The sequence below is a fragment of the Methylobacterium sp. J-026 genome (genome assembly GCF_022829585.1).
GTDB lineage: Bacteria > Pseudomonadota > Alphaproteobacteria > Rhizobiales > Beijerinckiaceae > Methylobacterium.
On the sequence record NZ_JAKSYC010000213.1, the window covers coordinates 20469 to 41290 of the forward strand.

23 protein-coding genes are annotated in these 20822 nt (G+C 72.6%); 17 read left to right on the forward strand and 6 right to left on the reverse strand.

Annotated features, from left to right (window positions below):
• Positions 1-13 precede the first annotated feature (13 nt).
• Entirely contained in the window at positions 14-913 is a 900-nt protein-coding gene (gene dapA / locus MKK69_RS19015; protein ID WP_243970395.1) for a 4-hydroxy-tetrahydrodipicolinate synthase, read from the reverse strand.
• Between the two features lie 200 nt (positions 914-1113).
• Here dapA and MKK69_RS19020 point away from each other — a divergent pair, with 200 nt between their 5' ends.
• Positions 1114-3465 (forward strand): lytic transglycosylase domain-containing protein, encoded by a 2352-nt coding sequence (locus MKK69_RS19020; RefSeq protein ID WP_243970397.1) that lies wholly within the window; start codon positions 1114-1116, stop codon positions 3463-3465.
• Between the two features lie 158 nt (positions 3466-3623).
• The gene (locus tag MKK69_RS19025) at positions 3624-4610 is read left to right on the forward strand and encodes a catalase family peroxidase (RefSeq protein WP_243970398.1); all 987 of its coding nucleotides are present in this window, start codon (positions 3624-3626) and stop codon (positions 4608-4610) included.
• 96 nt (positions 4611-4706) lie between these two features.
• Here MKK69_RS19025 and MKK69_RS19030 read toward each other — a convergent pair whose 3' ends face one another.
• The gene (locus tag MKK69_RS19030; protein ID WP_243970400.1) at positions 4707-4979 is read right to left on the reverse strand and encodes a hypothetical protein; all 273 of its coding nucleotides are present in this window, start codon (positions 4977-4979) and stop codon (positions 4707-4709) included.
• Positions 4980-5070: 91 nt separating this feature from the next.
• Positions 5071-5664 (reverse strand): thermonuclease family protein, encoded by a 594-nt coding sequence (locus MKK69_RS19035; RefSeq protein WP_243970402.1) that lies wholly within the window; start codon positions 5662-5664, stop codon positions 5071-5073.
• Positions 5665-5775: 111 nt separating this feature from the next.
• Here MKK69_RS19035 and MKK69_RS19040 point away from each other — a divergent pair, with 111 nt between their 5' ends.
• From MKK69_RS19040 to MKK69_RS19085, 10 genes are all read left to right on the forward strand, one after another.
• The gene (locus MKK69_RS19040) at positions 5776-6093 is read left to right on the forward strand and encodes a PepSY domain-containing protein (protein ID WP_243970404.1); all 318 of its coding nucleotides are present in this window, start codon (positions 5776-5778) and stop codon (positions 6091-6093) included.
• Positions 6094-6108: 15 nt separating this feature from the next.
• Entirely contained in the window at positions 6109-6771 is a 663-nt protein-coding gene (locus MKK69_RS19045; RefSeq protein WP_243970406.1) for a response regulator transcription factor, read from the forward strand.
• Complete coding sequence (locus MKK69_RS19050) at positions 6768-8111, forward strand: sensor histidine kinase (protein ID WP_243970408.1); 1344 nt, start codon at positions 6768-6770, stop codon at positions 8109-8111. Before MKK69_RS19045 ends, MKK69_RS19050 begins: the two co-directional genes overlap by 4 nt.
• Positions 8112-8188: 77 nt before the next feature.
• A complete protein-coding gene (locus MKK69_RS19055) occupies positions 8189-8485 on the forward strand; it encodes a DUF1488 family protein (protein ID WP_243970410.1) in 297 nt (98 codons plus the stop codon).
• A gap of 142 nt (positions 8486-8627) precedes the next feature.
• Positions 8628-8795, forward strand: coding sequence for a hypothetical protein (locus MKK69_RS19060; RefSeq protein ID WP_243970412.1), 168 nt, complete (start codon positions 8628-8630; stop codon positions 8793-8795).
• A gap of 83 nt (positions 8796-8878) precedes the next feature.
• Complete coding sequence (locus MKK69_RS19065) at positions 8879-9058, forward strand: hypothetical protein (protein ID WP_243970415.1); 180 nt, start codon at positions 8879-8881, stop codon at positions 9056-9058.
• Between the two features lie 166 nt (positions 9059-9224).
• Positions 9225-10430 (forward strand): homoserine O-acetyltransferase, encoded by a 1206-nt coding sequence (locus tag MKK69_RS19070; protein ID WP_243970417.1) that lies wholly within the window; start codon positions 9225-9227, stop codon positions 10428-10430.
• 5 nt (positions 10431-10435) lie between these two features.
• Positions 10436-11158 (forward strand): methionine biosynthesis protein MetW, encoded by a 723-nt coding sequence (gene metW / locus MKK69_RS19075; RefSeq protein WP_243970419.1) that lies wholly within the window; start codon positions 10436-10438, stop codon positions 11156-11158.
• A 313-nt stretch (positions 11159-11471) separates the two neighbouring features.
• Positions 11472-12587 (forward strand): pyridoxal phosphate-dependent aminotransferase, encoded by a 1116-nt coding sequence (locus MKK69_RS19080; protein WP_243970421.1) that lies wholly within the window; start codon positions 11472-11474, stop codon positions 12585-12587.
• A complete protein-coding gene (locus MKK69_RS19085) occupies positions 12580-13521 on the forward strand; it encodes a prephenate/arogenate dehydrogenase family protein (protein ID WP_243970423.1) in 942 nt (313 codons plus the stop codon). The genes MKK69_RS19080 and MKK69_RS19085 overlap by 8 nt, the downstream gene beginning before the upstream one ends.
• Before the next feature lie 7 nt (positions 13522-13528).
• Here MKK69_RS19085 and msrA read toward each other — a convergent pair whose 3' ends face one another.
• A complete protein-coding gene (gene msrA / locus MKK69_RS19090; protein ID WP_243970425.1) occupies positions 13529-14245 on the reverse strand; it encodes a peptide-methionine (S)-S-oxide reductase MsrA in 717 nt (238 codons plus the stop codon).
• A gap of 161 nt (positions 14246-14406) precedes the next feature.
• Between msrA and MKK69_RS19095 the strand changes: the two genes are divergently transcribed.
• Together MKK69_RS19095 and trpB are read left to right on the forward strand one after the other, a co-directional pair.
• Positions 14407-14733 (forward strand): helix-turn-helix domain-containing protein, encoded by a 327-nt coding sequence (locus tag MKK69_RS19095; RefSeq protein WP_243970520.1) that lies wholly within the window; start codon positions 14407-14409, stop codon positions 14731-14733.
• A gap of 140 nt (positions 14734-14873) precedes the next feature.
• On the forward strand, positions 14874-16115 hold the full coding sequence (gene trpB / locus MKK69_RS19100) for a tryptophan synthase subunit beta (protein WP_243970427.1): 1242 nt from the start codon (positions 14874-14876) through the stop codon (positions 16113-16115).
• A gap of 195 nt (positions 16116-16310) precedes the next feature.
• Here trpB and MKK69_RS19105 read toward each other — a convergent pair whose 3' ends face one another.
• The gene (locus tag MKK69_RS19105; RefSeq protein ID WP_313900869.1) at positions 16311-16829 is read right to left on the reverse strand and encodes a helix-hairpin-helix domain-containing protein; all 519 of its coding nucleotides are present in this window, start codon (positions 16827-16829) and stop codon (positions 16311-16313) included.
• Between the two features lie 134 nt (positions 16830-16963).
• Here MKK69_RS19105 and MKK69_RS19110 point away from each other — a divergent pair, with 134 nt between their 5' ends.
• A complete protein-coding gene (locus tag MKK69_RS19110; RefSeq protein WP_409564835.1) occupies positions 16964-18820 on the forward strand; it encodes an ABC transporter ATP-binding protein in 1857 nt (618 codons plus the stop codon).
• A gap of 61 nt (positions 18821-18881) precedes the next feature.
• A complete protein-coding gene (locus MKK69_RS19115; RefSeq protein ID WP_243970429.1) occupies positions 18882-19793 on the forward strand; it encodes a cell envelope integrity EipB family protein in 912 nt (303 codons plus the stop codon).
• A 157-nt stretch (positions 19794-19950) separates the two neighbouring features.
• Here MKK69_RS19115 and MKK69_RS19120 read toward each other — a convergent pair whose 3' ends face one another.
• Positions 19951-20247: a DUF3572 domain-containing protein gene (locus MKK69_RS19120; RefSeq protein ID WP_243970431.1), complete on the reverse strand. Its 297-nt coding sequence runs from the start codon at positions 20245-20247 to the stop codon at positions 19951-19953.
• A gap of 80 nt (positions 20248-20327) precedes the next feature.
• Between MKK69_RS19120 and MKK69_RS19125 the strand changes: the two genes are divergently transcribed.
• Positions 20328-20699, forward strand: a complete 372-nt coding sequence (locus MKK69_RS19125) for a response regulator (protein WP_012318846.1) — start codon at positions 20328-20330, stop codon at positions 20697-20699.
• Positions 20700-20822: the final 123 nt, after the last annotated feature.

The window sequence follows — 20822 nt, forward strand, 5'->3', positions numbered from 1 at the left end:
TGCGTGACTCTCCTCAGCCTTCGAGAAGGCCGGCATGCCGCAGGGCGTGGTCCACGATGCGGCGCGTCGCCTCGGAGACCGGCACCATGGGCAGGCGCAACTCCTCGGCGATGTGGCCGAGGCGGGCGAGGGCGTACTTCACCGGCGCCGGGTTGGCCTCGGCGAACAGGCCGGCCTGGAGCGGGAACAGGCGGTCCTGGATCGTGAGCGCCCGGGCGTAGTCGCCCGACAGCGTCGCCTCCTGGAGATCGGCGCACAGCCGGGGTGCGACGTTCGCCACCACCGAGATGCAGCCGTGGCCGCCCTGGGCATTGTAGCCGAGCGCCGTCGCATCTTCGCCCGAAAGCTGGATGAAGCTCTCCCCCATGGCCTGACGCTGCTGGCTGACGCGGTCGATCTTGGCGGTCGCGTCCTTCACGCCGGCGATGTTCTTCAGTTCGAACAGGCGGGCCATCGTCTCGACGCTCATGTCGACGACGGAGCGCGGCGGGATGTTGTAGATGATGATCGGAATGCCGACCGCATCGTTGACGGCCTTGAAGTGGGCGTAGAGACCCTCTTGCGTCGGCTTGTTGTAGTAGGGTGTCACCACCAGGACGGCGTCGGCCCCGGCGCGCTCGGCGTGTTGCGCCCGCTCGACCGCCTCCGCGGTGGAATTGGAGCCTGCGCCCGCCACCACGGGCACGCGCCCGCCCGCCTCGTCGATGCAGGCCTCGACCACCCGGTCATGCTCGGCATGGGTCAGGGTCGGGCTCTCGCCGGTGGTGCCGGTGGGCACCAGGCCGTGGCTGCCCTGCGCGATCTGCCAGCGCACGAACGTGCGGAAGGCGGCCTCGTCGAAGGCCCCGTCGCGGAACGGCGTCACAAGCGCGGTGAGCGAGCCCCGCAGGCGTCTCCCGGTCATCTCGGTCATCTCAGGCGTCCCAACGGGTCTGGACGGGGATTTCGGCGGTCTCGGCGCCGCACGGGGTCCGCACCTTACGGTCACGGGCCGGCAGACATAGGCAATCGCGCCACGGGGCGCAAACAGATCGTGGCGACGGTTAACGCGATCTTAATGGTCTCGCCGCCATCCTCGGCCTTTCCCGCTCCGGTGATCAGCAGGGGGGACCCGTGATCCGATCCGCGGCCTCGAATCCGGTCTCGAAGCGCACGTCCCTCGGAGCCGCCGCGCTCGTCGCCACGGCGCTCACCGTCGGCGTCGCGCTGGCGGGCCAGATCGACGCGGAGGCGCCGGCGACGCAGCCGGCACCGCCCGCGAGCGACGCCGCCCTCTCGACCGCCCAGGTCCGCGGCGCGGAGGCCGCGAAGGCCGCCGATCCGGTGGCCGCCGACGCCCTCAAGCTCGATCCGATCCCGGCTGTCCGGACCGACGAGACCAACGACACGAAATTGGGCGACCGGGGCGAGGAGCCCGCCCGGACGCTGCCCGCGGCGGCCTCGGCCTACGCCTCCGCCGACCCGGAGGCGCCGGTGGCCTTCCCGCTGCCCGACGCCGCCGTGACCCCGGCCGCGCCGGTGCCGGAGGTGCCGGACCCGGCGCGGCCGAAGATCTCGGGCGAGACCGACCCGACGCTGCTGCGCGGGGCGATCGACCTCTACCGCAAGGGCCGGGTCGCCGACGGCGACCGGATCCGCGACGGCTTCACCGACCCCGCCGCCCGGGCGCTGCTCGAATGGGTGGCGATCCGCGCCGGCGCCGGGATCGGCTTCGCCCGCACCGTCGCCTTCGCCCGGGCCAACCCGGACTGGCCGGCCGGTCCGCTGCTGCGCCGCCGGGCCGAGGAGGCGCTGCTCTCCGAGAAGAAGCCCCCGGCCACGGTGAGCGCCTACTTCGCCACGGCGAAGCCGGTGAGCGCGCCGGGCAAGTTCGCCCTGGCGCTGGCTTTGCGCGCCGAGGGCTACGAGGCCGACGCCGCCGACATGGTCCGCGACCTCTGGCGCAGCGAGAGCTTCGGGCGGTCCCTGGAGGGCAAGGTGCTCGACGCCTTCCCGGACGTGCTCACCCGGGTCGATCACCGCTACCGGATGGAGCGGGCGCTCCTGAAGGACGATTGGGACAGCGCCGGCCGGGCGGCCGGCTACGCGGGGGGCGCCTATGCCAGCCTCGTGCGCGCCCGCCGGGCCGTGGAGGACAAGTCCTCGGGGGCCGCTTCGGCGCTCGCCGCGGTGCCGCCGTCGCTCCGGGGCGACGCCTCCTACACCTTCTCCCGGGCGCAGTATTTCCGCCGGGCCGACAAGCCCGAGGCGGCCGCCGCTGTGCTCGCCGGAGCGCCGAGCAACCCGGACGTGCTGGTCGATGGCGACGAGTGGTGGGTCGAGCGCCGGATCGTGGCGCGCAAGCTCCTCGACCTCGGTGATGCGAAAACCGCCTACACGGTCGCCAGCGCCCAGGCGGCGCGCACGCCGGAGAAGCGGATCGAGGCCGAGTTCCACGCCGGCTGGATCGCCCTGCGCTTCGCCGGCGATCCGGCGCGCGCCGCCGAGCACTTCGCGCGGGTGACGGCCATCGCGGAGAGCCCGGTCTCGGTGGCGCGGGCCGCCTACTGGCAGGGCCGGGCGGCCGACGCGCTCGGCCGGACGGACGCGGCGAAGCGCTTCTACGAGAAGGCGGCCCTCCAGCCGATCGCCTATTATGGGCAGGTGGCCCGCGCACGGCTCGGCCAGACCAGCCTGCCCCTGCGGGCGCCCGCGGACCTGGAGGGGGCCGAGCGCCAGACCTTCGAGGGCCGGCTCTACATCCGGGCCCTGCGCCTGCTCGGCGAGGCCGGGATCCGGGAGCTGGCCCTGCCGCTCTACATCGATGCCGCCCGGGAACTCACCGACCCGCGCGAGCTCCAGGCGCTGGGTGACCTCGCCACCGACATGAAGGACGCCCGCGCCCTGGTGGCGATCGGCAAGCTGGCTGTCCAGCGCGGCCTGCCCCTCGACGCCCACGCCTACCCGACCATCGGCATCCCCGACTACGAGACCTTCACGGCGGTCCCGCAGGTGGAGCGGGCCATGGTCTACGCCATCGCCCGGCAGGAGAGCCAGTTCGATCCCCGCGCCCAGTCGGGTGTCGGCGCCCGGGGCCTGATGCAGATGATGCCGGCCACCGCCCAGCGCACCGCCCGCCGGGTCGCCGCCGCCTTCGACGTCGACCGCCTGACCAGCGACCCCGCCTACTGCGCCAAGCTCGGCCAGGCCCATCTCGGCGAGCTCCTGGAGGATTGGCGCGGCTCCTACGTGCTGGCCTTCGCCTCGTACAATGCCGGCGGCGGCAACGTGAAGAAGTGGATCGACGCCTACGGCGACCCGCGCAGGGGCGACGTCGACGTGATCGACTGGGTCGAGCGCATCCCCTTCACGGAGACGCGCAACTACGTGCAGCGGGTGATGGAGAATCTCCAGGTCTACCGCTCGCGGCTCGACAGCCGCAGCGCCCTGCTGATCGACGGCGACCTCCACCGCGGGGCGCGGTAGCAGGCTCCGGCGCCGCTTGAGCGGACGTGGCCGGCCGAAACGTAACCCGCGCGGCTCAACGGCGAAGCGTCCGGTTGTGCGTTCGGCCATTCTCTCCCTAGAAGATGGTCCGGTCCGTTGGCCGGCCCGGGCGGGCCGTGGCTGTCGAGAGGATCCTCATGCTGCGTTCGAGATTGGGTTACGCCGTCCTTTTGAGCACCGCGCTCACGGCGGCCGCGCCGGCCCTGGCCCAGGACTCCTCCACCGCCGAGCAGACGGTCGACGCGATGAACACGCTGTTCGGCACGCATCCGGGCGCGCGCGCCAACCACGCCAAGGGTGTGGTCGCCGAAGGCAGCTTCACCCCATCGGCCGAGGCGGCCGGGCTCAGCAAGGCGTCCCTGTTCGCGGGCCCGGCGGTGCCGGTGACGATCCGCTTCTCGGACGCCACCGGCGTCCCGACCATTCCGGACGGCGCGGCCAACGCCAACCCACACGGGATGGCGTTGAAGTTCAAGCTCAGCGACGGCGCCGAGATGGATGTCGTCACCAACGCGCTGAAATACTTCCCGGTCGCCACCGGCGAGGAGTTCCGCGACCTCCTGAGGGCCGCGGCCGAGAGCGGCCCGAAGGCGGAGCATCCGACCGCTCTGGAGCGCTTCGCCGCCGCCCACCCGGCCGCCGCGACGGCGGGGGCGACCGCCAAGACCCCGTCGAGCCTCGCCCGGGAGACCTACAACGGCGTCAACGCCTTCATCTTCGTCGACAAGGACGGCAAGCGTCGGCCGTTCCGGTTCCGGATCGAGCCGGTTCAGGGCGAGGAGATCCTGCCCCCCGAGGAGGCGGCCAAGCGCGACCCGAATTTTTTGATGGGGGAGATCGGGCCCCGCATCGCCAGGGAGCCGGCGGCGTTCCGCGTCCTGGCCCAGCTCGCTGAGCCGGGCGACCCGACCAACGATGCGACCAAGCCATGGCCCGACGATCGCAAGACCGTCGACCTCGGCACGCTGACCGTGTCGAAGGCAGTGCCCGACAGCGCCGAAGCCGAGAAGGCGCTGCTGTTCATGCCGAACAACCTCACCGACGGCATCGAGGTCTCGGACGATCCGCTGATCGACGCCCGGGTCCAGGCCTACGCGGTCTCGTTCGGGCGCCGCTCGCAGTAGCGGGCACGCGAAAGGCTCCGGGACCGCCAGACCCGCGCCCCCTTCGGAGCGCGGCCGTGGATCGCTTCATCACCCCCGGGCGCTCCGAGCGGCCGATCAGCGGGTCGTGCCGGGTGCCGGGGCGGATGGGGCCTTCGGGCCGCCGGTCTGCCCCTTGCCGTCGCCGGTCCCGGTGCCGGTGCCGGTGCCGGTGCGGGCGCCGTCCTTCGTGGCCCCGGTCCCGGTCAAACCGCCGGCGCCCATGCTGGTCGTGGCGGCGCCGCCGTCGCCCCGTCCGCCGGACGCGGGCTCCGCATCCTTACCCTCCGCGGCCGCCGCGGCAGTGACGAGGATTCCAGCGACCAGGACGGTGCGAGACACGCGGTTCACGGGACCTCCGAGATTCAGGCGACCCGGTCGGCCGGGCTCTCCCGACCAACCGGACGTGCCCGGGAGCGTTCCCGCAGGCTCGGGGGAACCGTCACCCGGCCTGGCCGAGCCCCGCCGCGGCGGCGTGCCGGCCGCGACGCTCGGACGGGTCCTGGAACACCCCCGACCACAGGCCGAGGCGGCGGCCCCAGGCCCGGTCGGCAGCCTCCGCATAGTCCGGCGCGGCGCGGTCGGGCACGGCGAGCCCCCGCGCCACCATCCAAGCTCCGAGATCCTCGCCGCCGACCCGGCAGAGGGCCACGACCGCGCCGTCCTGCGCCCCCGCGCCCCGCGTCTCGCAGGTGAGGGCGGCCCCGCCGATATGATCGGCCAGCGCCCGGGCCGCGTCGTGGCCGCAGGCGTAGGTCTGATCCTGGGCGTCCGAGCAGGTCTGGTCGGCATCCGGTGCGACCACGCCGAACAGGCTGACCGGGCGCGCGCCCACCCGGAGGGTCCCGCCGTCGATCACCTGGGCGACACCGTGCAGCGTCTCGCCGGCCTGTACGGGGCCGTGCCAGGCGAGGCCGCCCGCCAGGAGGGCAGCGAGGAGGGGTAGGCGCGTGCGCCCGGCCTTGTCGTCCGGGCAGAGGAGGGTGCCGGCGAGGCCGGCCGCGCAGGCGAGGAGGGCACCGAGGATCAACGACATGGTCTCACGTCTCCGGGAGGGGTATGGCCCCCTTGTGCCGAAGTCCCGCCCCGCCAGCCTGACGGCGCCTGTCAGCCTCCCGTCAGGCGCCGCGCCCTATCGCGTCCCCGCATGAACGCCTTGCACCCGCGCCGCGCCGCCCTGGTCTGCCTGCTCGCTGGCCTCGCCTGCGCCGGGTTGCCGGCCCGCGCCTCCGAGGATGCCGACCGCGCCCGCCGTGCCCTGGAGAAGGGCGAGATCCGCCCCCTCGACGAGGTGCTGCGCGCCGCCCGGGCGGCCGTGCCGGGCGACGTGGTGTCGGTCGATCTGAAGCACGACGACGGCCATTGGCTGTACAAGCTGCGCATCCTCGGCGCCGACGGGAAGCGCCGGACCGTGAAGGTCGATGCCGGTTCCCTGAAGATCCTGGACACGGACGACGATGATTGAGGAGAGGGGCCGGCCATGCGCGTCCTGATCGTCGAGGACGAGCCGCGCATCGCCGCCGACATCCGCCAGGGGCTGGAGCGTGCCGGCTACGTCGCCGACGTGGTGGGCGACGGCGAAGCGGCGTGGTTCCGCGCCGAGACCGAGCCCTACGACGCCATGGTGCTCGATCTCGGCCTGCCGCGCCTCGACGGGCTCGGGGTGCTCCGCCGGCTGCGCGCCGCCGATGTGGCCCTGCCGGTGCTGATCCTCACCGCCCGGGACGGCTGGCGCGAGCGCGTCGAGGGCATCGACGCCGGCGCCGACGATTACCTCGCCAAGCCGTTCCGCATGGAGGAGCTGGTCGCGCGCCTGCGGGCGATCCTGCGGCGCACCGCCGGCCACGCCTCGCCGGTGCTCCGGACCGGGGCGGTGGAGCTCGACACCCGCACCCGCGCGGTCAGCGTCGACGGCCGCCCCGCGGAATTGACCGCCCTCGAATACCGGCTCCTGGCCTTCCTGCTGCACCGGCAGGGGCAGGTCGTGCCGGCGGGCGAAGTGCTGGACCATCTCCACGGGGTCGGCACGGAACGCGAGGCGAACGCCCTGGAGGCGCTCCTGACGCGCCTGCGCCGCAAGCTCGGGCCGGGGGTGATCGAGACCCGCCGCGGCCAGGGCTACCGCGTCCCGGACGCGCCGTGAGGCGCAACGCGCTCCGCCTCCGGCTCGGCCTCGCGGCGGCGGGGCTGATCGCGCTGGCGCTGCTGCTCGCCGGGATCGGGCTCACCTTCATCCTCGACCGGGTGCTCGACGCGCGCACCGCCGACGAGCTGGACCGGACTGCCAAGCTCATCGCCGGGCGGGTCGGCCTCGCGGCAGACGGGCACCCGACGCTCTCGCGCGAGCCACCGGACCCGCGCTTCGCCACGCCCTATGGCGGCCTGTACTGGCAGGTGGAGGCGGGCGCACAGGTCCTGCGGTCGCGCTCCCTCTGGGACCGGGGCCTCGACCTCGGCCGGATCGAGGCACGGGCTTCCGCCGCCACCGTCGACGCCACCGGCCCGGACGGGGGCCGGCTCATCGCGGTGGTGCGGCCCCTGGAGATCGGGCCACCGGGCGCCGAGACCGGGCTGCGGGTCGTGGTGGCGGAGGACCGGCGCAGCCTCGCGGCCAGCCGGACGACCTTCCTGCGCCTGCTCGTCCCGGCGCTGGCGGCGCTGTTCGTGGTGCTGACGCTGGCGATGTGGCTGTTCGTGCACCGGGCGCTCGCCCCGTTCCGGGTGCTGCAGACGGATCTCCTGGCGATCCATACCGGGGCGCGGACGCGGCTGCCGGAGCACTTCCCCGACGAGGTCCGGCCGCTGGTCGCCGACCTCAACAAGCTGCTCGATGCGCAGGAGCGCGCCCTGGTCCGCGCCCGGGACGCGGCCGCCGACATGGCCCACGGCCTGAAGACGCCGCTTGCGGTGCTCGACGCCCTGGCGCGCCGGACCGGGCCGGCCGAGCCGGGGCTTTCGGCGGAGATCGCCGAGCAGGCCCGGGCGATGGGCGGTCAGGTGGAGCGGGCGCTGGCCCGGGCGCGGATCGCCGCGAGCGGGGACCTGCGGCGGCGGACCTGCCGGGTCGCCCCGGTGACCGAGCGCCTCGTGGCCACCATGCGCCGGCTGCCGGAGGGCGGTTCCCTCGACTGGGCGGTGGCCGTGCCGGAGGCGCTCGCCTATCCGGGGGAGGAGGGGGAACTGATGGAGCTGCTGGGCAACCTCCTCGACAACGCCCGCAAATGGGCACACCGGCGGGTCCGGATCACCGGCGAGGCCGGCCCGGGATGGCGGCGCCTCGCCGTGGCGGATGACGGCCCCGGCATGAGCGCGGCGGCGATCGCCGGGATCGGCCGCGGCCAGCGCTGGGACGAGAGCCGGCCGGGCACCGGCTTCGGCATCGCCATCGCCCGGGACGTGGCCGAGGCCGCGGGGGCGCAGCTCGATTTCGGGCGCTCGGAGCTGGGCGGGTTGCGGGCGGAGCTGCGCTGGCCGGAGGGTTAGGGTCGTCGAGACTACGCGCCCGCCCGCCTCGCCCTACCTGTTGACGGTCACGCATCGTCGCACTCGAAAGCCAGCCCATGCCCCTCGAACGCTACCTGGATGGCGGCGCCCATATCCTGCCCGCCGATAACTCGCTGATCCGCTTCGCCATGACCAACGGCGAGCGGGTGATCGGCATCGACGTGCCGATCTCCGTGCTCCGCCAGCACTTCGGGGGCGGGGCCGAACGCGCGCCCCTCGACCTGTTCGCCGGAAACCAGGCGGCGATCGAGGCCGCCGCCAGCCGGGCCTACGACCGGACCAAGACGCCGAACGACCTCCTGGATATGGGGCCGGAGGATTTCGACCAGCCGCCAGCCCCGGCCAAGCTCTGACGGCGACGATCCATCTGCCGCCGCCGCGGCAAAACGGCGACGCGCAAATGCCGCGGGGCACTCGCCACGTTTCGGCCTGTTGAACCCGCAGATAGGACGCGTCGGGCGTGCCGCGCCCCGCGTATTCCTGGATGGATCGACAATGCCCGGTGACCTGATCCCCTGCAGCCTGTTCCTGATCGGGATCCTCACCTCCGTCGCCGCGGATTGCCGCCTCCGCCGCGTGGAGGCCGCGCCCTGGGCCAATGGCTGCATCACCGCGGCCGGCGCAGCCCTGGTCTTCGTCGCCTGCGCGGCGGCGATCCGCTGAGGAACCGTCCGGCCTCGGATGGGATTGCCCAGCGGGAATCAGGTCGCCGGGCGTTGCCCGACAGCAGGTCGGGTGAGGATGTCATGGTGTCGATACAGGCCCTTGTCGGCTGCACCCTCGTGTTGGCCGGGATCGTGATCGAGAGCGCGGCGAGCCGGCACTGGTGGGCCGGGGTCGGCGCCGACCAGCTGGACGTCCGTGCCCTCCTGGCACTCGGCCTGCCGGCGCTCGGGCTGGCGCTGATGGCGGCGCCACTGGCGTGAGCCGTAGTCTCACGCGCTGACACGGCGGCCCGCCGCGCGTTGACGCTCGGCGCCGGGCGCATTACCTCCCGGCATCGCTGGCCGCATCGGGCGAGTGCGGCGCGTCAGGCGGCCCCGCGCTCACCCGGTTCGGATCGGCCCGGATACACGGTCGTCAAGACCCGCCATGGACACCCAGCCGGACACGGCCCTGCGGCCGGACCCGATCGACGAGCCGTCGCGGCGCGCATCCGAGCGCTCGCAGGCGCTCGACCCGAAGAGCCCGGTGGCGTGCTTCGCCGCCGACAGGCCGCTGCTGACCGATGCCGGCGTCGAGCTCGCGCCGTTCCGGATTGCCTACCAGACCGCCGGCACCCTCAACGCCGCGCGCTCGAACGCGGTGCTGATCTGCCACGCGCTCACCGGCGACCAGTATTTCGCCCACACCCATCCGGTCACCGGGAAGGGGGGCTGGTGGGAGACGCTGGTCGGCCCCGGCAAGCCGATCGACACGGACCGCTACTTCGTCGTCTGCTCGAACGTCATCGGCTCCTGCATGGGCTCCACCGGGCCGGCCTCGACCGATCCCGCGACGGGACGGCCCTACGGGCTGAACTTCCCCTTGGTGACGATCCGCGACATGGTCCGCGCCCAGGCCATGCTGCTGGAGCATCTGGGCGTCCAGGACCTGTTCCTGTGCATCGGCGGCTCGATGGGCGGGATGCAGGTGCTGCAATGGGCGGCGCTCTATCCCGAGCGCGTCTTCGCCGCGATGCCGATCGCCACCGGCGCGCGCCACTCCGCGCAGAACATCGCCTTCCACGAGGTCGGGCGGCAGGCGATCATGGCCGATCCCGCCTGGGCGGACGGGCGCTACCTGGAGGCGGGGACCCGGCCGGCCAAGGGGCTGGGCGTCGCCCGGATGGGCGCGCACATCACCTATCTCTCCGAGCCGGCGCTGCACCGGAAGTTCGGCCGCCGCTTCCAGGGTGGCTCGGCGCCGACCTTCTCGTTCAACGCCGACTTCCAGATCGAGAGCTACCTGCGCCACCAGGGTCTGAGCTTCGTCGAGCGGTTCGACGCCAACGCCTATCTCTATCTCACCCGGGCGATGGATTATTTCGACCTCGCCGAGGACCATGGCGGCGTGCTCGCCAACGCGTTCCGGGGCACGAAGACCCGGTTCTGCGTGATCTCGTTCACCTCGGACTGGCTGTTTCCGACCCGCGATTCCCGGGCGATCGTGCACGCGCTCAACGCCGCCGCGGCGCCGGTGGCCTTCGTGGAGGTCGAGAGCGACAAGGGCCACGACGCCTTCCTGCTCGACGAGCCGGCGATGTTCTCCGCCGCCCGCGGCTTCATCGACGCCGCCGCCCGGGCGCGCGGCCTGTGAGCGGCGTGCCCGGCAGGACGGCGTCGGGGCAGGCGGCCCTGGGCAAGATCGTCCCCGGCACCCCGTGGGAGAGTGCCGACATCCTCCCACATACCGGCGAGGGCAACGGCGCCCGGGTCGATCACCTCGTGGTGCTCGGCCTCGTCCCGGCGGGGGCCCGGGTCCTCGACATCGGCTGCGGCGACGGTTCGCTGCTGGCGCTCCTGCGCGACCGCCGCGGCATCGACGGGCGCGGGATCGAATTGTCCCGCGAGGGAGTGAACGCCTGCCTCGCCCGGGGCCTGCCGGTGATCCAGGGCGATGCCGATACCGACCTCGCCAATTATCCGGACGACGCCTTCGACGTGGTGGTCCTGTCCCAGACCATCCAGGCGACCCGCAATCCCCGGGTGGTGCTGGAGCACCTGCTGCGGATCGGCCGGCAGGTGATCATCTCGTTCCCGAATTTCGGGCACTGGCGGGTCCGGTCCGAACTCGCCCTGCGCGGCCGCATGCCGGTCACCGAGATCATGCCGGATGCGTGGTGGGAGACGCCCAACATCCACCATTGCACGATCCGCGACTTCGTCGGGCTGTGCCGCCTGATCGGCACCCGGATCGAGCACGCCACGGCGCTCGACGCCCGCGGCCGGCCAATGCGGTTCTCGATGCCCTGGTGGGTCTGGAACCTGTTCGGGGCGCAGGGGGTGTTCCTGCTCCGGCGCGACGGCGCGGAGGCGGGGCGGTAGGGGCGTCAGCAGCGATCCGCGCGGCGGGGCGACCCGTGTCCAGCAACGGCTGCCCCCCGGGCGCCCTCCCTCCTCTGCGGGGGCGGGCGCGTGGGGGCTTTGGACCGCCACACCCGTCGACCGGGCGATGATCCCAACATCGGACGTGCGCATCCGGCAACCCATCGAGGGGGGAGCCGGCCGGAGACCCGACGATCGCCACGGCGGGCCGGACCATGCCGGGCCTGCGGGCGCGGAGCCGGGTTCACCGGCAAAGGAAATGCTGTAGACGGGCGCGAGACCCCGCACGCCCGCGCATCCGAGTCGCATCGCCATGTCCGCCCCCCGACCCGCCCGCCCGGAACCGCGCCCCGGTATCCTGGCGATCGACACCTACGTGCCCGGCAAGAGCGGGCGGCCCGGCGGCGGCACGGTCCACAAGCTCTCGTCCAACGAGACCCCGCTCGGACCGAGCCCCGCAGCGCTCGCCGCACTGCACGCCGCCACCGCCAAGCTGGAAACCTACCCGGACGGGCGCGCCACGGTGCTGCGCACCGCCATCGCCAGGCGCTACGGGCTCGACCCGGAGCGGATCGTCTGCGGCGCGGGCTCGGACGAGCTGCTGTCCCTCCTCGCCTACGCGTTCTGCGGGCCGGGGACCGAGGGGATCTACTCCGAGCACGGATTCCTGGTCTACCGGATCGCCATCCTGGCCTCGGGCGGCGAGCCCGTGGTGGCGCCCGAGCGGGACCTCACCGTCGACGTCGACGCGATCCTGGCCCGGGTCACGGACCGGACCCGGATCGTCTATGTCACCAACCCCAACAACCCGACCGGCACCTACCTGCCCTTCGACGAGATCCGCCGCCTGCATGCCGCCCTGCCGCCGCACGTGCTGCTGGTGATCGACGGCGCCTATGCCGAGTACGTGCGGGCGAACGACTACTCGGCCGGGCTCGAACTCGCGCTGGAATCCGAGAACGTGGTGATGACCCGGACCTTCTCGAAGATCCACGGGCTCGCCGCCGTCCGGATCGGCTGGATGGTGGCGCCGGCCCACGTGGCGGACGCGGTCAACCGGATCCGGGGGCCGTTCAACGTCTCCGGCCCGGCGATCGCCGCGGGCTCGGCCGCCATCGCCGACGAGGCGCATATGGCGGCGGCCGCCGCCCACAACGCCGAGTGGCTGCCGAAGCTCACCGAGGGCGCCCGGGCGCTCGGGCTGACCGTGACGCCGAGCGTCGCCAACTTCGTGCTGATCCACTTCCCCGACGCGCCCGGCCGCTCGGCCGCCGATGCCGACGCGTTCCTCACGGAGCGCGGGCTGATCACCCGGCGCGTGACCGCCTACGGCCTGCCCGACGCCCTGCGGGTGACGGTGGCGGGCGCCGAAGCCAACACGGCCTTCCTCGCGGCGCTCGGCGACTTCGTGCGGGGCGCCCGTGCCTGAGACATCCGTGGGCGAGCCCCCGGTCGACCGCCTCGCCATCGTCGGGCTCGGCCTGATCGGATCCTCGATCGCCCGGGCGGCGCGGCGCTACGGCCTCGCCCGCACGATCGTGGCCGTCGACCGCGACGCGGCCGTGCGCGCCCGGGTGGCCGAGCTCGGCATCGCCGACCTGGTGACAGGCGACCCGCAGGAGGGCGCGGCCGGCACCGATCTCGTGATCCTGTGCGTGCCGGTGGGCGCCATCGGGGCGGCGGCGGCCGAGATGGCGCCGTACCTGAAGCCCGGCGCGATCGTGTCGGATGTCGGCTCGGTCAAGGGCGCCGTGGTGGCGGCGATCCGGCCGCACCTGCCCGAGGGCGTCGCCCTAGTGCCCGGCCACCCGATCGCCGGGACCGAGTTCTCGGGGCCGGATGCCGGCTTCGCGACCCTGTTCCAGAACCGCTGGTGCATCCTCACGCCCCCGAAGGGCACGGATCCGGCCGCGGTGGAGCGGGTCCGGGCCCTGTGGGCGGGCATGGGCGCCAATGTCGAGACCATGAGCGCCGAGCACCACGACCACGTGCTGGCGATCACCAGCCACCTGCCGCACCTGATCGCCTACAACATCGTCGGCACCGCCGCGGACCTGGAAGAGGCAACGCAATCCGAGGTGATCAAGTTCTCGGCGAGCGGATTCCGCGACTTCACCCGCATCGCCGCCTCGGACCCGACCATGTGGCGCGACATCTTCCTCAACAACCGCGAGGCGGTGCTGGAGATGCTCGGCCGGTTCAATGAGGACCTGTCGGCACTCGCCAAGGCGGTGCGCTGGGGCGACGGCGACGCGCTGCACGCGATGTTCACCCGCACCCGGGCGATCCGGCGCAGCATCGTGGCCCAGGGCCAGGAGACCGCCGCGCCCGATTTCGGCCGGCCGCGCCCGCCGGAGGCGTAGGTCGGGATTATGCCGGCGGCTGGTTCACCAGCACCGGCTCCGGCGTCGTCCGCTCCGGAAACAGCTGCTTCAGCGCGTCGAGCTTCGGCGCGTCGTTGACGGCGATGTAGGGGTGGCCCGGATGCTGGGCCATGAAGTCCTGGTGGTAGCCTTCCGCCGGGTAGAAGGCCGCCCCCGGCTCGATCCGGGTGGCGATCGGCTTTGCATAGGCCTTGGCCGCGTCGAGCTGGGCGATATAGGCCCGCGCCACCCGCGCCTGCCCGGGATCCTGCGGGAACAGCGCCGAGCGATATTGCCGCCCGCTATCGGGGCCCTGGCGGTCGACCTGGGTCGGGTCGAGGGCCACCGAGAAGAAGATCCGCAACAGCTCGTCGTAGCGGATCAAAGCCGGATCGTAGGTGACCGCCACCGCCTCGGCGTGGGCGGTACCGCCGCCGCTCACCGTCCGGTAATCGGCGTCCGCGCGGGTGCCCCCGGCATAGCCCGAGACCGCCTGGCTGACCCCGCGCACGTGCTGGAACACCCCCTGCACGCCCCAGAAGCAGCCGCCCGCGAACACCGCGACCCGCTGGCCGGGCGCCTCGCTTGAAACGGTCGCGGCCTCGGGCAGGCGCCGCGGCGCCTCCTCGGCGAAGGCGGCCAGGCGCGGCAGCAGCAGCGCCCCGGCGAGGCCGAGCCCGAGGGCCGCCCCGACGAGCGGGCGGATCGTGTTGCGAAGAGCCATGACTGTCCTCCTGCAAGATACGCGTGCCTTGCTGTACCAGACTTTTCGCTGTTCAGATCGGACGGGTTACGCGGTCCGCGACCGCGCTTGGCCCCTGGCCAGCCTCAGCGACACGGCCGTCTTGCAGGTCGCAGCCGCGCAGAGCTGGAGACGGATCGATGATGACCGAACCGAAGACGACCTATCGCAGTGACGCGCTCCGGTCGGCGCACCGGATCGCCCAGGATCTTCACGCCGCCGGGGCGATCGACAAGGCGACGATGCGCCGGTTCGACGTATCGTGCCTGACGCCGGTCGAGGACCTCAAGCCGGAGGCGATTCGCGCCATCCGCGAGGCGGCGCAGATGAGCCAGGCGATCTTCGCCATGGCCCTCAACGTGACCACGTCGCTCGTCAGCAAATGGGAGCGGGGCGAGAAGAAGCCCGGCGGCCCGTCGCTTAAGCTGCTCGCCCTCGCCAACCGGAAGGGCATCGACGCCATCCTGTAGGATCGCCGTGCCGCGGGATCGATTCGGGACAGCCCGACCCGTTTCCGAAGCCCGCGCGGGCGGGACGCCGCATTGCGGCCGCGCCCGCATGGGTCTAGGCACCCGGCAAAGCATCGGCCCTCGCGCGCAGGATCCGTACCGTGACCATCGCCCCCGAGCCCAACTCCCTCCGCACCGGCCCCGACGAGCGCGGCCGCTTCGGCATCTTCGGCGGCCGGTTCGTTGCCGAGACGCTGATGCCGCTGATCCTCGAGCTGGAGGCGGCCTACGAGGCGGCGAAGATCGACCCGGCCTTCGCCGCCGACATGGCGAGCTACGGCACCCACTATATTGGCCGGCCGAGCCCGCTCTACTACGCCGAGCGCCTGACCGAGCACCTGCGCGCCAAGGCGCCGGCGGGGCAGGGCGCCAAGGTCTATTTCAAGCGCGAGGAGCTGAACCATACCGGCTCCCACAAGGTGAACAACGTGCTGGGCCAGATCCTGCTGGCCCGCCGCATGGGCAAGCCGCGGATCATCGCCGAGACCGGGGCCGGCCAGCACGGCGTCGCCACCGCGACGCTCTGCGCGCGCTTCGGCCTCAAGTGCGTGGTCTACATGGGCGCGGTCGATGTCGCCCGGCAGGCGCCCAACGTCTTCCGGATGAAGATGCTCGGCGCCGAGGTGATCCCGGTGGAATCCGGCACCCGGACCCTCAAGGACGCGATGAACGAGGCCCTGCGCGACTGGGTCACCAACGTCGCCGACACGTTCTACTGCATCGGCACGGTCGCCGGCCCGCACCCGTATCCGGCGATGGTCCGCGACTTCCAGTCGGTGATCGGCCGCGAGACCCGAGAACAGATGCTCGCCCAGGAGGGCCGCCTCCCCGATTCGCTGGTCGCCTGCATCGGCGGCGGCTCCAACGCCATGGGGTTGTTCCACCCGTTCCTGGACGACCGCGAGGTCGAGATCTTCGGGGTCGAGGCGGCCGGCCACGGGGTCCATTCCGGCCTGCACGCGGCCTCGCTCACCGGCGGCAAGCCCGGGGTGCTGCACGGCAACCGCACCTACCTGCTGATGGATGCTGACGGGCAGATCTCCGACGCGCACTCGATCTCGGCCGGGCTCGACTATCCCGGCATCGGCCCGGAGCACGCGTGGCTGCACGAGTCGGGGCGCGTCACCTACGTCTCGGCGACGGATACCGAAGCCCTCGCGGCGTTCAAGCTCTGCTCGATGCTGGAGGGCATCATCCCGGCCCTGGAACCCGCCCACGCGCTGGCCCGGGTGCTGGATCTGGCGCCGCAACGCCCGACCGACCACCTGATGGTGATCAATCTCTGCGGCCGCGGAGACAAAGACATCCCGCAGGTTGCGGAGATTTTCGGGACGAAGCTCTGAGGGCGGACCGGCTCGGCCCTCGGCCCGGATCCCGGCCGCCGAATCGTCGGCGTTCTGCCGGCTCGACGGCGTCTCATCCGTCCAGGATCGTGCGGTCGATCTCGATCCCTTATCCCGCGGCCTTCGAAACGAAGCGCGGGTCATGGGCGCCCGACCGTTGCGCCCGCGCGTTCGATGGCGCGGGCGGCCCCCGCCTCACCGCACCGTCACCTGATCCTTGATCCGGTCGTAGAGCGCCCGGCTGAGCACACGCTTCGACAGAAGCTGATCCACCGACGCATAGGGGCGCTTGGCGGCGATCGCCCGGCCGATGGCCCCGCCGCCGCGCAGACGGTTCAGGTCCGCCACCGGGGCGGTGTTCAGGTCGACCACCGCCAGGGCCCGGGGGCCGGCGCTGTCCTCCGCCCGGTCGACCTCCGCCTGGCCCGCCGTCTCCTGCGCCTGGGCTTGCACGCCCGGTGGCGTGGCTGGATCCACCGGGGGGAAGGCGAGGGCGTCGGACGGTAACCGGCTCGGACCGGCGGGGATCGGGACGGTCCGGGGCGCGGCGGGCGGCTCCCGGGCGGGCTCGGCCGCCGCGGGCGGGGCCGGGGGTGGCGTCGGCACGGCCGGCGACTCGGCCATCGGCGCGGGCGCGGTCATCGGAGCGGGCTCCGGGCTCGGCAGCAGGAACTGCACCACCGCCGCGAGCACACCGGCAATGATGAGTAACACCGAAATTCTGAGGATCGCAGGACCGCTGAGCACGCACCACTCGACAAGGATTAAAACTATATGACGTTATCATTTACGCTGTCCTTACCGGTCATCCAACCGGGCTCCGCTGTCCGGCGCGAAATCAGCCGGGGATGACCGAGCGGACTCCGCCCCCGGGTGAGCGCCTCGGCGAGCGCTTCGGTGCCCTGCGCTACCTGCCCACCCTGTTCCGGGAGATCGCCGCGGCGAGCCCGCGCCTGCTCGCGGCGAGCCTGTCCCTGCGCCTCGTGGCGGCCTGCCTGCCGGTGGTGAGCCTGTACCTCGCCAAGCTGATCCTCGACGGGATCGTGGCCGAGCACGCGCGCCCGGCGCCGGAGGGCGGCCTCGCCGCATGGCTGGCCGATCCCGGACGGGTGCGGCTCGCCGGGCTGGTGGCGGCCGAGTTCGGCCTTGCCCTGGCCTCGGACCTCACCGGACGCCTCGCCAACCTCACCGAGACCCTGATCGGCGACCTCTACGCCAACGCGGCCTCCCTGCGGCTGATGACGCATGCCGCCGCCCTCGACCTCGCGCAGTTCGAGGACAGCGCCCAGCAGGACCGGCTGGAGCGGGCGCGCCGACAGGTCAGCGGCCGCACGGGCCTGGTCGGCACGCTGTTCGGCCAGCTGCAGGCGCTCGTCACCCTCGCCACCTTGGCGGCCGGGGTGGCGGCCTTCACGCCCTGGCTGGTGGTTCTGATCGCCGCCGCCCTGGTGCCGGCGGTCCTCAACGAGTGGCACTTCACCAAGGCCGGCTACCGCCTCGCCTGGATCCGCAGCCCGGAGCGGCGACGGATCGACTATCTGCGCTACCTCGGTGCCAGCGTCGAGACCGCCAAGGAGATCAAGCTCTTCGGCCTCTCGGACTACATCACCGGCCTCTACGCGGTGCTGGCGCGCCGGCTGCTCGCCGACAACCGCGGCCTCGCCGCCGCCCGGGCCGGCTGGGGCTTCGCCTTCGCGAGCCTGGGGACGCTGGCCTACTACGCCGCCTACGCGGTGATCGTCTGGCGGACGGTGGCGGGCGCGTTCTCGGTGGGCGATCTCGCCTTCCTGGCCGGCGCCTTCCAGCGCCTGCGCGGCGGCCTGGAGGGACTGCTCCTCGGCTTCACCCAGATCACCGGACAGGCACAGTACCTCGACGATTTCTTCTCCTTCTTCGCGATCCGGCCGCAGATCCGCTCGCCCGCGCAGCCCGTGCCGGTGCCGAGCCCGATCCGGGAGGGACTGGTCTTCGAGGATGTCGGCTATCGCTATCCCGGCACCGAGACCTGGGCCCTGCGCGGCCTGTCCTTCGCGGTGCGGGCCGGCGAGACCGTGGCGCTGGTCGGCGGCAACGGCGCCGGCAAGACCACAATCGTCAAGCTGATGACCCGTCTCTACGATCCGCACGAGGGCCGCGTGCTCCTCGATGGGCTGCCCCTCGCCGCCTACGACCTCGACGCCCTGCGGGGGCGGATCGGGGCGATCTTCCAGGACTTCGTCCGCTTCGACCTCACCGCCGGCGAGAACGTCGCGGTCGGCCGGATCGAGGCCGCCGCAGAGGCGGACCGGATCGCCGCGGCGGCCGCGCGGGGGCTCGCGGCCCCGGTGATCGAGCGCCTGCCCGAGGGCTACGCCCAGCCGCTGGGCAAGCGCTTCGCCGGGGGCCTCGACCTCTCCGGGGGCGAGTGGCAGAAGATCGCCCTGTCCCGGGCCTACATGCGCGAGGCGGAGATCCTGATCCTCGACGAACCGACCGCCGCCCTCGACGCCCGGGCCGAGTACGATGTCTTCGCCCGGTTCCGCGACCTCTCGGCCGGCCGCACGACGGTGCTGATCTCGCACCGCTTCTCCACCGTGCGCATGGCCGACCGCATCCTGGTGCTGGAGGGCGGCCGGATGCTGGAGGAGGGCAGCCACGCGGCTTTGATGGCGCGGGGCGGCCGCTACGCCGAGTTGTTCACCCTGCAGGCGGAGGGCTACCGGTGATCGCGAGGATTGCCCGATCCCGCAAGCCTGCTATCTGCGGCGGACTGAACCGAGGTCATCCATGCGCCTGCGCCTCTCCCGTCTCCTGACGGCCGGCCTTCTCGTCTCCGCCTGGGGCGCGCAGGCGGCCCCGCCCGCCGCGCCGGATCCGGAGGCCAAGCCGGCGACCCCGTCACCCGCGCCCGGGATCGTGCTCGCCAACCACCGGGCGGTCTACGACCTGTCGCTCGCCGAGGGCGGCGGCAGCCGCGCGGTCGAGAGCGCCCGCGGCCGCATCGTCATCGACTTCCGCGGCGATGCCTGCCGCGGCTACACGATGCTGACCCGGCAGGTCACGGAACTGTCCTCCGGCGAGACCGGGGCGCGCCTGTCCGACATGCGCAGCACCACCTTCGAGGGCGGGCAGGGCCGCGAGTTCCGGTTCAAGACGACGACGCTCACCAACAACCAGCCCGCCGCCCCGGTGGACGGGACCGCCTCCGAGCAGGGCGATTCGGTCACGGTGAAGCTGAAGGGCGCCCCGAAGCCGTTCACCGTGGACGGGCCGGTGCTGTTCCCGAGCGAGCACATGCGCCGCCTGATCGAGGCCGCGCGGGCGGGCCAGGCGACCCTGTCGGTCAAGGTCTTCGACGGCTCCGACGACGGCAGGAAGATCTATGACACCTTCGCGGTGATCGGCCACACGGAGACGGGTCCGGCGCCGGCCGCCGGCACCGCCCGGGACAAGCCCCTGCGCGCGGGCGCCCTCGCGGCCATGCCGCACTGGCCGGTGCGCCTGAGCTACTACACCGAGGGCGCCGGGGAGCGCACGCCGATCTACACCCTCGGCTTCGACCTCTACGAGAACGGCGTCAGCGGCGCCCTCAAGCTCGATTACGGCGACTTCGCCATTCTGGGCGACATGACCGCCCTGGACATCGATGCCGCAGCGGGGCGGGGCGACAAGGAGACGGGGAAGGGCTGCACGCCCTGAGGGCCCACCCGCGCCAATGAGGCGCGCGCGATCCCGGACAGGTGCGGCGGAGCGGAACCTGATCCGGGACCGCGCGGCGACAGTAGCGCCGTCCGAGCGGACGCCGCGCGTCTCCCTGCGCCCGGGAGAGAGCGGCCTCCGGACGAGCAAACGCGCCTCACGCCCATTCGTCGTCGGGCCGCGGCGACAGCCGGTGCCAGGCCGCGGCGATCCGCTCCGGCTTGACGCCCAGCGCCCCCGCGCAGGCGAGGAGGACGTTCTCGTCGCCCATCACGTGGTCGAGGACGCCCACCAGGAAGCTCGGCTCCCGGACGCTTGCCCGCACGGTGTCGAGGTCGAGCCCGGTCGCCGCCAGGAACGGCAGGAGGCGGTCTTCCTCCCCCGTGATCCACAGCAGAACGTCGAGGGCGAGCCGCTCGGCGGCCTCATCCCCTTGAAGAGGTTTGCCATTCATCAACATGTGAACGCTACAAAGGTGATGGAGGGGCTTCACCGCCCGCTAATCATGATCGGCGCGCACCGGGACAACGGATCATGAAGAAGACGGTGCTGATCGTCGAGGACAACGAGTTGAACATGAAGCTGTTCAACGACCTCCTTGAGGCGAACGGCTACGCGACCCTGAAGACCGCCCACGGCATCGAGGCGATCGAGCTGGCGCGCGCCCACCATCCCGATCTGATCCTGATGGACATCCAGCTCCCGGAGGTCTCGGGACTCGAAGTGACCAAGTGGCTCAAGGAGGACGACGACCTCAAGGGGATCCCGGTCATCGCCATCACGGCCTTCGCCATGAAGGGCGACGAGGAGCGGATCCGCGAGGGCGGCTGCGAGGCCTACCTGTCGAAGCCGATCTCGGTCGCGAAGTTTTTGGCAACGGTTCGCGCGTATCTTGAGCCCCGGTGATCCCGGAGGGGCGCGCCGTTGAGGTCGTCACCCGGCCGCGCCGAGCCGGATGACGGCTTCGCCCGTCTGTCTCGATGCGCGGCCTCGCGCCGATCCGCCCGGCTCCGGGCCGCACCGCCGCGT